The 15,309-nt window shown below is 45.9% G+C and carries 11 protein-coding genes; 3 read left to right on the top strand and 8 right to left on the bottom strand.

All coding sequences use genetic code 11. The annotated features are described in order from the left end of the window. Positions 1-34: 34 nt before the first annotated feature. On the top strand, positions 35-439 hold the full coding sequence (locus Q4Q52_RS08370) for a hypothetical protein (protein ID WP_220591940.1): 405 nt from the start codon (positions 35-37) through the stop codon (positions 437-439). A gap of 169 nt (positions 440-608) precedes the next feature. Here Q4Q52_RS08370 and Q4Q52_RS08365 read toward each other — a convergent pair whose 3' ends face one another. The 5 genes from Q4Q52_RS08365 to cutA all read right to left on the bottom strand — a co-directional run bounded on the left by Q4Q52_RS08365 (position 609) and on the right by cutA (position 7,237). Further along, positions 609-1,643: an aldose epimerase family protein gene (locus tag Q4Q52_RS08365; protein ID WP_311891441.1), complete on the bottom strand. Its 1,035-nt coding sequence runs from the start codon at positions 1,641-1,643 to the stop codon at positions 609-611. A 160-nt stretch (positions 1,644-1,803) separates the two neighbouring features. Then, the gene (gene galK, locus Q4Q52_RS08360) at positions 1,804-2,949 is read right to left on the bottom strand and encodes a galactokinase (RefSeq protein WP_311990346.1); all 1,146 of its coding nucleotides are present in this window, start codon (positions 2,947-2,949) and stop codon (positions 1,804-1,806) included. A 295-nt stretch (positions 2,950-3,244) separates the two neighbouring features. Next, positions 3,245-4,900 (bottom strand): cation:proton antiporter family protein, encoded by a 1,656-nt coding sequence (locus Q4Q52_RS08355; protein WP_311990345.1) that lies wholly within the window; start codon positions 4,898-4,900, stop codon positions 3,245-3,247. A gap of 181 nt (positions 4,901-5,081) precedes the next feature. Then, the gene (locus tag Q4Q52_RS08350; RefSeq protein ID WP_311990344.1) at positions 5,082-6,917 is read right to left on the bottom strand and encodes a protein-disulfide reductase DsbD; all 1,836 of its coding nucleotides are present in this window, start codon (positions 6,915-6,917) and stop codon (positions 5,082-5,084) included. Beyond that, the gene (gene cutA, locus Q4Q52_RS08345; RefSeq protein WP_113940010.1) at positions 6,914-7,237 is read right to left on the bottom strand and encodes a divalent-cation tolerance protein CutA; all 324 of its coding nucleotides are present in this window, start codon (positions 7,235-7,237) and stop codon (positions 6,914-6,916) included. The genes Q4Q52_RS08350 and cutA overlap by 4 nt, the downstream gene beginning before the upstream one ends. A gap of 225 nt (positions 7,238-7,462) precedes the next feature. Between cutA and Q4Q52_RS08340 the strand changes: the two genes are divergently transcribed. Beyond that, on the top strand, positions 7,463-8,047 hold the full coding sequence (locus Q4Q52_RS08340) for an FxsA family protein (RefSeq protein ID WP_113940009.1): 585 nt from the start codon (positions 7,463-7,465) through the stop codon (positions 8,045-8,047). 282 nt (positions 8,048-8,329) lie between these two features. Here the strand turns inward: Q4Q52_RS08340 and Q4Q52_RS08335 are convergent, their stop codons facing one another. From Q4Q52_RS08335 to Q4Q52_RS08325, 3 genes are all read right to left on the bottom strand, one after another. After that, positions 8,330-9,316, bottom strand: a complete 987-nt coding sequence (locus Q4Q52_RS08335; protein WP_211085909.1) for a DUF3187 family protein — start codon at positions 9,314-9,316, stop codon at positions 8,330-8,332. Between the two features lie 702 nt (positions 9,317-10,018). Then, positions 10,019-13,105 (bottom strand): efflux RND transporter permease subunit, encoded by a 3,087-nt coding sequence (locus Q4Q52_RS08330; protein ID WP_311990342.1) that lies wholly within the window; start codon positions 13,103-13,105, stop codon positions 10,019-10,021. Between the two features lie 3 nt (positions 13,106-13,108). Next, positions 13,109-14,191: an efflux RND transporter periplasmic adaptor subunit gene (locus Q4Q52_RS08325; RefSeq protein ID WP_105251364.1), complete on the bottom strand. Its 1,083-nt coding sequence runs from the start codon at positions 14,189-14,191 to the stop codon at positions 13,109-13,111. A gap of 128 nt (positions 14,192-14,319) precedes the next feature. Between Q4Q52_RS08325 and Q4Q52_RS08320 the strand changes: the two genes are divergently transcribed. Continuing rightward, positions 14,320-15,309 carry a LysR family transcriptional regulator gene (locus tag Q4Q52_RS08320; RefSeq protein WP_113940006.1) on the top strand — a complete coding sequence of 330 codons (990 nt, stop codon included), beginning with the start codon at positions 14,320-14,322 and terminating at the stop codon, positions 15,307-15,309.

Here is a 15,309-nt window from a genome sequence, read left to right as displayed (position 1 = left end):
TAGTGTATGTGTTGATTTAAGGGTATTAGCATATATGTATAACACAGCAAAGAAACAGGTTTGGTATGGTGAGCTGAGAACATCGAAAGGCAATGCGATTGTCGTCCATGACAACCAGCTGCCCGATGCCTCCCCAGGACGTATCTACCTATACAATACCGATCGTGATGCGATCATTGAGTATGTGGAAGATATAGTCAAAGTGAACCTATACGACTTAGATGAGGCTGCGTTAAAAGCTGCTGAGGCTAAGTTTAGTGGTGCATGGAAGGCGGCTAGAGCTCAATTCATGAGTAAGCATCAAGCTCGTATTGACCTAAACAACGTGAAGGAAACTGCGCCTGTACGTAAGGCAAAGCCTGAAGTTGAACCAGAAGTGGAATCCGATGCCGTAGGCGTGGATTTTGACGATGATTGGGGCGATGATTTTGATGATTAACACAGTGTCGGCTTAAGGGCTAACACTGTGAGTGTAAGGAATAAAATAGGGCTTATTTTATTCCTTATCGCTTTATTTCCTTCCGCGAAACCGAGTGTTAACCTCAATTCATCGCTATTTTAGCGTGCCCCCATTTACCGTTAATTTATTGCTATTTTATAGGCAATGGTTACGCATCGGCATCGAACTGATATCGGCTGATGTGGTGATAAACCTTGCCAGGTACTAACCAAACATCATCACCAAAGCGCTCGCCTTGATTCGGTGAGTCTGGCAGCATCTGCGGCTCTAAACACACGCCATGATGTTGATTTAATACCTGTTGATTGCGACCTACAGTGCCATCTAAAAAGTTAGCGCAGTAGAGCTGCACGCTCGGTTGATTGGTATAAACCGTCATAGCGCGACCACTCACTGGACTGCTTAAACAGCCAAAGCGGGCGAGTGAACCGTCGGGGTCATTCATCATATAACAGTGATCATAACCGCGCGTACTTGCGAGTTCTGCGGCATGCAGTTTGTCGCCTAAGCGTATCGGCTGACTCAAGTCGAAAATCGACCCTGCCGTCTCGGCAATCCCAGTGGGAACACTGACATCATTCATGGTGAGATAACGCTTGGCATCGATTTGCATCAAATGCTCGTGATTGGTCTCTGAACCATCGAGGTTGAAATAACTGTGCTGGGTTAAGCTCACGGGACAGGCTTTATCCACCGAGGCTAAGATCTCCACATAGAGATTATTGCCTGCGAGGCGGTAATCCAGTTGAACCGTGCAATTACCGGGGAAACCCATGTCGCCGTCTGGACTCATTAAGGTCAAGCGCACACCATCGGGCAGTTGGCCTAAGTGCCAGTTTTTACGGTTAAATCCTTCACGGCCGCCGTGTAAACAGTTAGTCGCTTGGTTGACATCAAGTTGATAATCTTGGCCTTGATAGTGCATTTTGCCGTTAGCGATACGATTTGCAAAACGGCCAGCAATGGCGCCTAAGTGAGCCGATTGCGTCAGGTAGTCTTCGGCGCTGTCGCAACCAAGGACGATATTGGCACGTTCGCCGTGTTTATCTGGGGTCCACAGAGCGCGGATAATTCCGCCTAAGCTGATGACTTCTAATGCGAGTATGCCATTGTCGATCCGAACCCGTTCGATTTCGCCGCCGCGGGGATCGGCCCAAGGATCCAAAACACTGAAACGTACCATTTAGCTTCCCTCTGTGTTGAATATGCTCACTGCTTATTGTGTTAAATGAGTATGTTAACCCTATTATTTGCCATCAACACTATAAAGTTCAGCGATGAATTCGTATGTTATCGATGGCCTTGTCACTGTATTGGTTTTCTTTGTTTTAAGCGCGTTCTGGCTAATTGTCTATGCGGCCCGCGCCAGCGCTGGCGGAACATAAATAGACAGTGGCATCGATGGCGGTTTTGTCGAAAAATTCATGTTCAACAGCGGCAACGACAGCGTCGGTCAGTTCATGATCGACTAAAGCCACCACGCAGCCGTCGGTCATGCGGATACCGCCACGCTCGCCAATCACTTGGCTGACAATCTCAACTAAAGTATCAAATTCGGGCAGTGTCACTTCAAAATCATCCCGCAGTGAAACATGGGATTCCGCCATTAAGCGGCTGAATTTTTCAATGTTATTTTGCTCTAACGCGCGTGCAGCACTTAGGGTTCTTTGGTTTTCTGTGACGACGTGTTTTGCTCTGCGATATAACACTTCATCTAAATTGGCTTTTGCGCTTTCTAATCGACGTAAATCGAGGTGACGCAGTGCATCTAAGCTAAAGTATTCAGCCGCTTGGGCGCATTCATTGCGACGTTGTTGATTGGTGGCGGCTAAACGTTGTTTCTCAATATGGGCATCTATGATGATAAGGCTTAGGTTTTCTGGGATAGGAATGGCTTCACTGTCCAGATCTAAGCAGTCAATCAGTAGTGCGTGGTCTTGCTCACCCATAGCGCTGCACATTTGATCCATGATGCCACAGGCCGATTCAACATACCTGTGCTCGCCGCGCTGTGCGAGTTGCGCTACCGCCATTGGCGATAAATGCAGTTGGCTGGTATCACTGATGGCAGTGCCGAAGGCGACAACCAGGGCGCCCGATGAGGATAACCCCGCCGCAAGTGGCACATCACCCACAATGGCTAAGTCTAAGCCCTTGGCTAATAAACCCGTTTGCGCCATAGCCGCAGTAAAACCTTTGAGGTAATTCACCCAACCATCTTGCGGGTCCATGTCGTTTTCTTGACCGAAGGTCCACTCTTTAATTTGTCCGGGGAAGGCATCGGCAACGGCACGAAACTTAGTGTCGTCACGGCGTTTTACTGCAATCACTGTATGAAAATTAATGGCCGCGGGGAGTACAAAACCGTCGTTGTAATCCGTGTATTCACCGATCAGATTGACGCGCCCAGGGGCTTGATATAAATCGTCGGCTTTAGTGCCAAAGGTTTGGACAAATAACTTTGTGGCGCGCTGCGCAGGGTTTGACATGCTGTAAAAAATTCCAAAAAAGCTGAGCTAATTTCGTTACCGTCATCGATTTATATCACGACTGAGTCGGTGATGTAACTGAGATTTTTTGCTGAAATGGCGATAGGTTGTAAGGAGAAAATCGATACAGTGATAGGAAGTCAAAATAACGTATACAGTGCGTTATCTAGTCGATTGATTTGTAAAGATTAGTCAGTAGTTAGTTGGATGCCGCACAAACTTGCAGAAGAGGTTACTGCTTGTTTGTGCGGCCTATTATGGCGTGATTTTAATTCAATGCAGCATTAGCAGGCACTTAACTATTGGACTCTGCATTAATTTTAGGATCAGGCACTTGCGCTGTTTCTTCCGCTTGCGCGGCGTTTTTCTCTGAATCTTGCAACAGCTCGTAAATCACATGATCCACAAAACCGGCACCGGCGGCTTCGTACAGGTTGTAAACACTGTGTACGCCCGATTCGCGAAGTGCCGCGGCATCGTCACTGTACTGCACAATCGCGCTGATCTTGCCTTGATAATCCAGTTTTTTGAGTTGCTCGACCGCAAACATATTTCCCGCGTGGTGCGGCATGGCCAGCAGCACTAATTCAAGATTAGGCGCTCTGTCGAGTTTCTCCCAAAAGTCGGTATCCGCGGCGTCACCTTGCACTACGTTGCGGCCCTTGGCTTTATGTAAATCGACTAAGTCTTGCTTGTGCTCAATGCCGAGAATTTCGCCGTCAAATTGTTCCCTGAGTTCATCGTAGGCGCCGCTACCAATGCGGCCCATGCCTAAGATTAAGAAGCGTGGATTGCCAATGGCGATCGGTCTGTCTTCTGGATGCAATGGGCGTTTTTCAAGCTTGATTAAACGCTGTTGGAATCGTTGATAGATGTTACCTACGGTGGCGTTAAGCGGCGCGGCGAGTAAAAAGCTAAAGCTTAATGCCACGGCGATGATCACTAGCCACTCGGGAGGCAACCAACCTTTATAGGTGGCGACGGCGGCGACAATCAAACCGAATTCACTGAAGTTACCTAGGTTGAACGAGCCCAACATAGAGGTACGTGAACGCAGCTTAAAGCGGGTAAGAATATAAACAAATAGCAGGATTTTAAGTGGCACTAACAGCACTAACAGCGCTGCGAGTACGATATCCGATACTGTAGGTAAACCGTTGAGACCAATCGTTAAGAAGAAGGCCACGAGGAAGAGTTCTTTAAAATAGAACAGGGATTTTGCCAGCTCTGAGGACTTTTTGTGGCCCGCCAACAAGATACCTATGATCAGTGCGCCGAGATCGGGTTTTAAGCCAACAGATTCAAATAACCAAGCGCCAACCACGAGTGCCATGACTAGGCCGAAGAGCACTAAGAGTTCACCGTGGCCGACACGGTCGAAAGCTTTATAGATGAGTGGTTTAGCCAGTGGCAGTAAGAGTAATGCAAAGGCCCATACCGAAGGTACATCGCCTTTAGAAATGGTTAAAAACAGTACGGCGAAGATATCCTGCATAATCAAGATACCAATAGCGACCCGGCCGTAGAGGGATTGCACGTCGCCTTTATCTTCTAACACTTTGACCGCAAATACGGTGCTGGAGAAGCTTAATGCGAAGGCAATTAACGTCAGTTGCTCAAGGTTAAGACTCGTGAGTTGGCTTAAACCTAGTAAGCCGAAGAGTTTCAGAATCGGCACAAAAATCACTATCGAGAGCACTAAGTGCACACTCGAACCCGCCCATACTTCGGCCTTGAACAGGCTACGAATATCGAGTTTTAACCCTATGGCGAATAACAGTAAAGTGACGCCTAGGCTGGCGAGTTCTTGCAGCAATGGCAGGCTTTCTTTATCTATCCCGAGGACGAATAGTACAAAGCCCGCCACTAAGTAGCCGATGAGCGGTGGCAGTCCTATACGGCTGACGAGCATGCCGCAGATGAGTGTGATAATGAGGATGCCTGGTTCCATGATGCTCCAATCTAAAAAGTCTAAAATTGTAAGTGATTGTATAAGAAATCTATGACACTTGGATAAAAAAGCGGACTTTTAATGAAAAAAGTCCGCTTTTTATTGGTGTTGCGGTAAATACACTTGGCTGTTAAAACTCGAGTGAACTAAATCACTCTGGTGGTCTAAGCCTAAATCGTCACTATTTCACGAGATGATCTAAATGGGTTGCAAAATCTTTGGGACCCATAAAACCAGTTACGCGTAAATCTTCCCTTTGCTCACCTTGTTCGTTAAACATCAACAGCGTAGGCAAACCAAGCACATTGTATTTTTCGAGTAAGGCCACATCGACCTTGTCACTCTTAGTCACATCCGCTTGTAGCAATACGATTTTATTCATGCGGGCTAACACGTTGGCATCTTTAAAGGTGATGGCTTCGAACTCTTTACAGGCAACACACCAATCGGCGTACAGATCGAGCATCACAGGCTTGCCTTGGGCGGTAGCGGCTGCAATTTCTTGCTCAAGATCTTCAATCGATTTAATGCGTTTAAAGCCATGGGCTTCTTGGGTCGTCGCCGCAGTGCCTACGGAATTGTTATTAAAACCAAAGTGTCCCATCACAGCTTGGAATCCGTAGGAGAAGCTCGCCAGTAGCGCTAGCGTTAATAGCACTGAACGTACAGTTTGTTTCCAGTTAAATTCACTGAGTTTGTTCTGATGCATCAAGTAGCCGGTGAAGCTTACGCCCCACAGTGACCAAAGCACATCGGATACTACGCCTGTCCAAATACGGCCAAGCATCACGATAGATACAGCGATCAGCAGGAATCCGAAGATAGTCTTGATGATGTCCATCCAAGCGCCGGCTCTCGGTAATAATTTACCGCCTGAGGTGCCGATAATCAGTAGAGGTAATCCCATACCCATGCTGAGTACATACAGGGCTAAGAAACCTTGGAGTAGGTCGCCGGTTTGGGCCACATAAACGAGCGCACCCGACAGCGGCGCGGTAGTACAAGGTGATGCGACAAGGCCAGAAATCACGCCCATCAAGAACACGCCAACTAAGTTGCCACCTTTTTGATTATTCGAGACTGAGTTCATCTTCTCCTGCCAGCTCGATGGCAGTTTCAAATCGTATAGGCCAAACATAGATAAGCTGAGCACAAAGAACAAAATCGCGAGTACGACTAATACGGCAGGATGTTGTAATGCCGCTTGGTATTTTAGTCCCGCCGATGCAACCACTAACCCTAAGATAGAGTAAGTGATTGCCATGCCTTGGACGTAAGCCATGGACAAGGTAAAGGCTTTTGCGGTTGAGAGTTTTTGCCCTTGGCCGACAATAATACCCGACAAAATCGGATACATAGGGAATACGCAGGGCGTTAATGCCAGACCGACACCCAGACCAAAGAAAATCACTAAAGTCCAAATTAAGCTGTCGTTCGACAGCATTTGGCTCAGGGTATCTTGCTGAGTAATGGGTTGCGTATTGGCTTTATCGGCAGTGCTTGGCTCTGTGCTGGTTTGCTCAGTCGTCGTGGTTGATTCGGCGCCTGCAATTAAGCCATCGTTGGCTGCTATCGCCTTTAAAACGACTTCATGCTTGGTCGGTGGATAACACAATTTACCTTCGGCACAACCCATAAAGGTCACTGTGAGCGTAGCATTTTCATCGGCTTGTTTTAAACCAACGGGAATATCGACATAGGTATAATAGACTTCTTGCTTACCAAAATACTCATCTTCATGGGGCTTTCCTTTTGGTAGAGCGACCGTGCCTAACTCGGCACCATTGACGCTAAATTTAAGCTTGTCGCGGTACATATAGTAACCGTCGGCAATCACCCAATTGAGTTTGACCTGATTACCTTCTTGCTTGGAATCGAAGACAAATGCTTGATCGACAGGCATCAATTCAGGCTCACCCTTCATGAAGTCGAATTTGGTACCGAACACCCCTTCACTATGAGCTAAGGGCGCAAGAAGCAATAAAGAAGTGAAAATAAGGCTGAGTAGTTTTTTCATGGCTGAGTGTTGTCTTTTATCCAATCTAAGTAGGCTGGTAGCCCGTGGGTCACAGGCACGGCAATAATTTCGGGTACTTGATAAGGGTGAAGCCTAAGCACAAGTTGTTCTAACTCTGTATATCGACTTTGTAAACATTTAATCTGTAAGCTAAATTCTTGCTCTTCACAGATTTTTCCTTCCCAAGCATAAATTGAACGTATCGGGGCGGAAATCTGAACACAAGCGGCAATACGCGACTCAATTAAAGCTCGGGCCAAAGTATTGGCTTGTACTTCATCGGGGCAGGTAGTGCTAACCACTAAATACTGATGCTGCATAGTGTTAGGTATCGTCTCTTAAGAATCTTAAAGTTCGCTTAAGCCAACTCCGTTAGGCTACTTTACGTGTTTTAATGGTCTCATACATTAGCGGGTTAACAAAAGGGTGAGCTAAATATCAGTGTTTTGCTCCCTTACTTAGTCCTAATGGTTATCCTGACTTGAATTAAGACCGGATAACCCCCATTTAGTTTACAGAGATAGTCAGATAAACCTGAGGTCGGTATGTTTTTCATTATTTTTTTACTCTTTGTGCTGATCCCAGTAATAGAGCTGTCGGTGCTGATCCGTGTGGGTGAAGTGCTTGGCACTTGGACTACCATAGGTTTAGTGCTCTTTACCGCCGTGCTCGGGGTCTCTCTGGTTCGCAGCCAAGGCTTAAACACCTTAATGCAAGTACAACAAAAACTCGCCCGTGGTGAAGCACCGGGGCAAGAAATTGTCGAGGGCATGATGTTAGCTATGGCGGGCATCTTGCTCGTGATCCCCGGTTTTGTAACCGATGCCATTGGCCTATTATTCTTGACGCCATTAACCCGTCGCCCCATTGCAGCCTTGTTGTTCAAACGTATGCAGTTACGGGTTGTTGCCGGTTTACAGGGCACAATGCACGGTGGCTTTCAAGCGGGCCAAGGTCCCTTTGGGCCTAAGCCACAGGACCCATTTGGCCAAGCGCCATTTGATGATAGTGTGAAAAAGGACGGTAATGTGTTTGAGGGAGACTTTGAACATAAAGTCGATCCAAGTGATATCAAACCCGCTAGCCATCAACTCTCAGATAAAGCGCAGGACAAAGACCCTAAGTCTTAGTATGAGTCTCGTATTATCTTAGTCGCTTGTTGCGTTAGTTTGTTATTGGATTAACTCATTTGATTATCGTGTTTATTCGCTTGAGTTTGCTCCCTAATATCCCTTAGATACCAGTGGCCCACTGAATCAATCTGACCTGTGCCGCTGGTTCACCTCCCCCGTAATAGCCATTTCACTCTTAAAAAAACTCCAATACTAATAACCCGCCCACTCAGGTATAAGAGTTAACATGATATTAGAGAAAGCTTTTTGATCGCATCCACGCGATAAAGTAAAGTGTTATTAAATCATGACTCTGTACCCAAGAGAAAAAGCAATATCAGTGCTGTTGTCCATGTTGAGTAGGTTTTCGACGATAGTAAATTCAATTGCACTGTTATTCAGATAATACCTATAGCCTAGAAATACTTCGTGAGAAGGTTTTGAAAAGTCATTATCTGTTTTGAGTAAACCTTCATAGTGATGTAATTCAATCAGCCAACCATGGCGTCCCATTAAATACTCATAACCTAAAGATAACATTACAGCATGGTCTTTATAGTCTATTCCAGATAGACTTTCATCATTTCGTCTAAAGCTTATACCTGTAGTGGAATAAAAATGATGCATTCCAGATGTATAGCTATAATTCAGCTGTAATGCTTGTTCAAAACGGTTATCTACAAATGGGCCAGAATTAACATGGTTGTAATATAAGCTGCCACCTATTGATAGACCATAATTATCCTCACTAAGCAATTGATATTCTAAATAGAAATTTAGGGCATTCGTTAGCGTATCGCCAGAAAGATCAGGTTGATTGATACCATTCTTTGAAAATATTTGGTTTTTGTCTTTGATTGTATTGTCGCGGCCATTTTGACCCACACCAAATGCATCATGAAACCAGATAGTGACCGAGTCAAGATGGTTATCCCCACTAAAACTCCACTTATAATTAGTATCAAACATCCATTTTTCAGTGAGTTGCCACTTTATTCCGCCATTAAGAGAATTATGATAATAGTCAGCATAGTAATCGTCAGTTTCAGCCCATACACTTGCTACTGTTGCAGATCCGTATATTTCTTTTTTCCCTTCAGGCAGTGCAAATCCTGAACGAAGTAGAGGCGTTAAGCTACCCGCATGTGTAGGTGATTGGGCATGCACACGAAGTGGCCCATAATGACTATAATTGATATTTTCTGCGAAAGTACTCGGTAAAAATATTACCGTATAAATTAGAGGTGCTCTAATAGTCACAAATAAAATTTTCTTTGCATATTTCATCGAAAACTCTTTTTTAGCTAATCTCTATTAAAAGCAATGTTTTGTAGTGAGGCTGATGTTATGTATAAATGACTGAAAATTTTCTGTTTGAAGCAATAAAGTTTTTGATTAGACAGATTTCTAATTAATTTTAGAATTAAAAACTACAAAAAAAACATACCATAATAGTACAAGTGCGAGCCAGAATGACCTACAGATAAACGGGATTGTAGTGAGTATTAGTAAAGTGCTAATAACTGCGAGTAATATTGTCTGTTTACTCATTGTCTGGACGCTATCAAAGCGTAATTTCATGATGTTTCTCAAACATAAATTACTATGCTAACAAAGCAATAACATTGTTTATGTTGTTAGTTATAGGTAGTGGTATTTCAGATGATATTGCAAATGAATAATTAGCACTAAATATACCGCTGCCATTTACTTGTGTAAATGTGTGTAACTGGTAATTGTCCCGTATTAGCGGTGAAAATATGGAACTGATAGTTCATGTTTTTAATTAATATATTTATTTATCAGTCATATTAGTTATCGTAATTAAAGATCAATCTCAGTTTGCCAAACTTGTCCATCTAATGGATGTGCTTGTTTAAATGGTCCCTCAAACCGCAATAGATCAAAAATGAAATGGCCAGCCAGCCCACTTGCATAGGGACTGACTGGCCGCGCCGGGAAGCGTTTTTGGATAAAATGCGGAGCAGGTTAGTTGGGTGATTGACCTCCTGTTGCCGTCGCTTTGATATTGAATACTAGGCTGTACATCACTGGCAGTACGATGAGCGTCAGCAGAGAAGCGAAGCCTAGACCGAAAATAATTGTAATCGCCATAGAACCGAAAAACGCGTCGGGGATCAGCGGTATCATCCCGAGCATAGTGGTTATTGCGGCCATCATCACTGGGCGAACACGGCTGACACAGGAGTCGATTAAGGCAAAATAGGCTGGTTTACCTTCACTGAGCTCGAGGTTGATCTGATCGACCAAGACAATACCGTTTTTAATCACCATGCCCGACAAACTCAGTAATCCGAGTAGTGCCATAAAGCTGAAGGGCGCATCGAACAACAAGAGTCCCGCTGAAACCCCAATCAAGGCCAGTGGCACAGTAAACCAGATCACTAAGGGCTGACGCACTGAGTTGAACAAGAATACGGTAATCAAAAACATCGCCAGATAACCTAAGGGAATTGAGCTAAATACCGACGCTTGTGCTTCGCCTGCGGTTTCAAATTCACCGCCCCATTCCAAGCGGTAACCCGCGGGCAAGCTGATCGCTTCGACCTGGTCTTTGATTTTGCGCAGTACAGAATCGGCAGTTTCATTGCTACCAAGCTTAGGATCGGCCATTACTGCGAGCATGCGCATGCGATCGCGGCGCATCACCAGCGGATTTTCCCACTCAGTGTTGAAGCTACTGACTACTTGGGTGGCGGGCACAAAGGTATTGTGTTCGCTGCTCCAAATTTGCAGTTTCCACAGGCTGTCGGCCTGCAAACGTTCTTCGGCGGGCGCTCTGGCGACGATGGGCAGCAAGTGGCTGGTTTCTCGGTATAAACCAATTTGCTTACCGCTAAAGTTAACCAATAGAGCATTGTCGAGATCTTGCTTACTGATCCCCGTTTCCCGCGCTTGGGCATTTTCCAGTTGCGGACGGATCAACGGCACCTGATTACGCCAGTTGTGACGTATGCCATCCATGCTCGGTTCGGCGTGGAAAATCGCCTCGGCTTGAGCACCTAAAGCGCGCAGCACTTCTGGGTTATCACCGTAAAAGCGTGCCTCAATTTTGGCGGCGGGCGAAGGGCCGTTCTCCATGTTTTTTAAACGATATTGTGCCTGTGGGAAACGTTGATTTAACAAGGTTTCTAATTCTGGCATATAGGCTTTAACTGCGTCTAAATCCTGCATTTCTACAATCAACTGGGCAAAGGCGGGATAGCCTTTTTCTGGCTGATAGGGCAGTACGAAGCGCTGCGAACCTTGGCCAATAACGGTTGTTAAGTGTTTTAGCCCAACGTCTTTTTGCTCGTCCAGCGCAAGCATTAACTTCTCGATATCAGCGGTAAAACGCTCGGTCGCCTTGATGTCAGTCCCCTCTGGCATCCAGATATCCACAAAGAAAATCGGCGTGTTAGAAGCCGGAAAAAACACATTCTTGATATGGCCAAAGCCCACCACAGCGCTGAACAGCATGGCCATAACCAGCAGTATGCTCACCAGTCTAAAGCGCAGCGCTACAATTAAGCTTGTGCGATATAAGCTGAAGAACCAGCCCTTGTAGGGGTCTTGGGCTTCTTCATCGCTCGGCGTATCTTTAAATAACAGATGACAGAAAAACGGCGTGAGTGTGATGGCGGTGATCCAGCTGATAAACAGTGAAATCATCAACACTTGGAATAAAGAACGGCAGAACTCACCGGCGGCATTTTGCGATAAGCCAATGGGGGCAAAGGCAATAATGGCAATCACAGTCGCGCCCAATAGCGGCCACTGGGTTTGGGATACTATCTGTTTGGCCGCTTCCAAACGGGTCTTACCGCGACGGATACCAATTAAAATGCCTTCAGTAACGACAATGGCGTTATCGACCAACATACCAAGGGCAATAATGAGTGCGCCGAGGGAGATGAGCTGTAGCTCAATCCCGAGCACTTTCATCACGATAAAAGTACCTAGAATCGTCAGCAGTAAGATCAGGCCCATCAATAGACCTGAGCGCAATCCCATAAACAGCAGAAGCACGGCGATCACTATGGCAATAGATTCCATTAGGTTGATTAAGAAGCCGTTAACTGTCTCATCTACCGCCTGACTCTGATTATAAACCGTCGCTAAATTCATGCCGATTGGGCGTTGTGATTCAAGCTCGGCTAAACGGTCACTGACCTTTTGCCCGATTTCGACTACATTCACACCACTAGAGAAAGAAATCCCCAGCGATAACGCTGCTTCACCTTTATTGTGATAAAGCACATTAGGGGTTTCGTCATAATCCCTTTCAATATTGGCAATGTCGCCAAGGTAAATCAGCTCAGAGCTACCTGGAGGGCTGACGATTAAACGCGCGAGATCCTGCACATTGCTAAATTCGCCCGTGGGATGAATGCGGATACGGTTATCGCCAATCACTAAGCTGCCCGCGTTAGAGACGACGTTTTGATTGTTCACTAAGCCATAGATATAGCTCTGATCTAACCCCAGTGCCGACAGCTTTTGCTGGGAGATTTCAATCACGACTTGCTCGGTGACGTTGCCTGCAACAGAAACCTTTTTCACTCCAGGTACTAGCACTAGCTCACGGCGCAGATAGTCGGCGTAATTGCTCAACTCGCGGTTGCTGTAATCAGGTCCCGAAAGGTTAAATAAAATGCCATACACATCGCCAAAGTCGTCCATCACCTGTGGCGTTGCTGTGCCCGGCGGCAAGTTTCCCGCTGCATCATTAACTTTACGACGCACTTCATCCCACACCTGCGGCAGGCTGGTTTTATCGTAGCTTTCTTTAATCTCGATTTGGATTTGTGATAAACCCGCACTATTAATTGAAGTCACATGCTTAATGGCGTCGAGTTGCTGCAGGGCATCTTCGAGCGGTAATGTCACTTCTTCTTCAACTTGCTCAGGCGAGGCACCGGGATAAGCCGTGATCACTAAAGCTTCTTTAATGGTAAATTCGGGGAATTCTAATTGCCCCAAACCGGTAAAACTGACGCCACCACCCACGAGTAGCAGCAACACAAACATCCAACTGATGACTTTGTGGCGTATCGAATACTCTGCAATGTTCATCAATTACACCCCACGCTGCCAGCGTAGTGGTTTGACTTTCATGCCATCGGATAATTGAGACACTCCAGCGCTGACGATGAGATCGCCCTTGTTGACGCCCGTTAAAATCTCAACACCTTGATTACTCACGCGTCCTAGCGTCACCATCGTCGGTTTTACTTCACCCGATTGCGCTTGATAAATCCACACTTGCACTTGGCCATCTTGGTCGCGCTTATCGATAGCGGTCACTGGCACTACCGTTGACGCGAGGGCACTAGGATCTTTGACTAAGGCTAAGGTCAACTCGGCACTCATTCCTGGAAGTAACTGAATATCTTGAGGTTGAGGTAACGAAAATACCACTTCATAGGCTTGGGTGCCCGGCGTGACTTGAGTCGAGTATTCTTTAAATTTGGCATCGAAACTTTGCTCAGGGAAGGCACTAAAACGCACCTTAGCTGTAAAATGAGCTTGATCGGTATATTGCTTCAAACCCGCCGCCATCGACTCGGGAACTTGAATGCTAATATCGAGCAAGTTATTGTTCTGTAATGTTAATACCCCTTGGTTTGCTTGCACTATTTGGTGGTTATCCACCAAACGTTTGGCGACCGTACCGCTAAAAGGTGCCGTTAAACGGGTGTAACTCAGTTGATCGCGTGCAGCGGCTAAGGCGGCGGTGGCCGATTTGAGTTGCGCTTGAGTGCTATCAAACTCAGATTGTGAAATCAGCTTGCGATTGAGTAGCTCGACTTTACGTTTAAAGTCAGCGGCTAACAGTTCATGCTCCGCCTCACGGGTCATTAAATTATTGTGGGCGTCCCTGTCATCAAGTTTTGCGAGCAAGCTACCTTGAGTGACTCTTTGCCCTTCAACTAATGCCAATTCTGTTAATTGTCCTGAAATGCGGAACGACAATTCTGCGCGACTATTTGCGGCAACGCGGGCTGGAAATGTTCTGAAATCTCCGTCTTCTACATTGAGTACTTCAAACAGTTTAACCGGACGAATTGTTGCCACTTGCACTGAACTTTCCGCAGGCGAACAACCACTGATCAGGGCTGGAAGCAGCATTGTCAGCGGCAAGAGTCGATATGATTTCATGGTGGAGATTTCCTAGTTAACAAATTGTCAGCATTTCTTGGCGCGAAGATACCAGCTAAATTAGTTGCAATAAACGGGATACTTTGGGATTATCAGTCCCACATAATGAGATTGAACTTAAGGTCAAAATGAAGACAGAGGACTTAGCGTTATTCCACCGAATTGCTGAAACCGGTAGTTTGATTGAAGCGGCGGATTTACTTAACTTACCAAAATCGACAGTGAGTCGGCGTTTGCAAGCTTTGGAAGATGAGCTGAACATTAAATTGTTCCACCGTCAGAGCCGCTCTATGACGCTCACGTCTGCGGGCAGTCATTTCTATCAGCGATCGCAAAACATTCTGGCTCAGCTCGATGAAACCCTATTCGAAATGACCAATGACGATGCTGAGATCAGCGGGCATTTGCGTATTCAAATGTTCCCCATCCACAGCATGAAAATCTTGATGCAAGCCATTTTCCGCTTTATGGATATGCACCCTAAACTCACCTTAGAAGTCATCAGCAGTTCAGAATCTGTTGATATGGTGAAGCATAATCTCGACGTGGCCTTTGTGGTCGAGCCTGCGTTGGATACCTTAGATTTAGTAGTGCGGCCGATTTTTACCACTGACTTACGTTTTTACGCGAGTCCTCAATATTTAGCGGCACATGGCACACCTAAAACACCGAAAGAGATTGAAGCGCATAATGTGTCTATGTTCCGTTTATCCAATGGCAAAATCTTTAATGAGTTATTTATCGGTTCAGAACAAGAAGTGAGAGTCAGAGGCAATTTCTGCTCAAATAGTATTGAAGTGGCGGTTGAGTTTGGATTGCAAGGACGCGGTATCGTGTATGCGCCTGCTGAAGTCGTGGATGAATATGTACAAAGTGGTGAGTTAGTGACTTTGTTACCTGAAATCCAGCCCCACCAAGGCGAGTGTTTCTTAGCTTATCCATCAAGACGTTACGTGAGTTTAGCCTGTCGACGCTTTATCGACTATATCATGCAAGAGCTAGTGCCAAATGGCGTGCCGATCAACATGAGCGAGCAAGGCCCACGCCGATCCTGCAAAGCCTCTACGGGAGCGTTTTCAGACGACGTGTTGCGCTTTCCCGTTAAAAAATCAAGCTAG

This window comes from Shewanella sp. SP1S2-4 (genome assembly GCF_031932075.1).
In the GTDB taxonomy this organism is placed as follows: Bacteria; Pseudomonadota; Gammaproteobacteria; order Enterobacterales; family Shewanellaceae; genus Shewanella; species Shewanella baltica.
The sequence above is the reverse complement of the archived record's forward strand: the minus strand, read 5'-3'. Positions and strand labels throughout refer to the sequence as shown.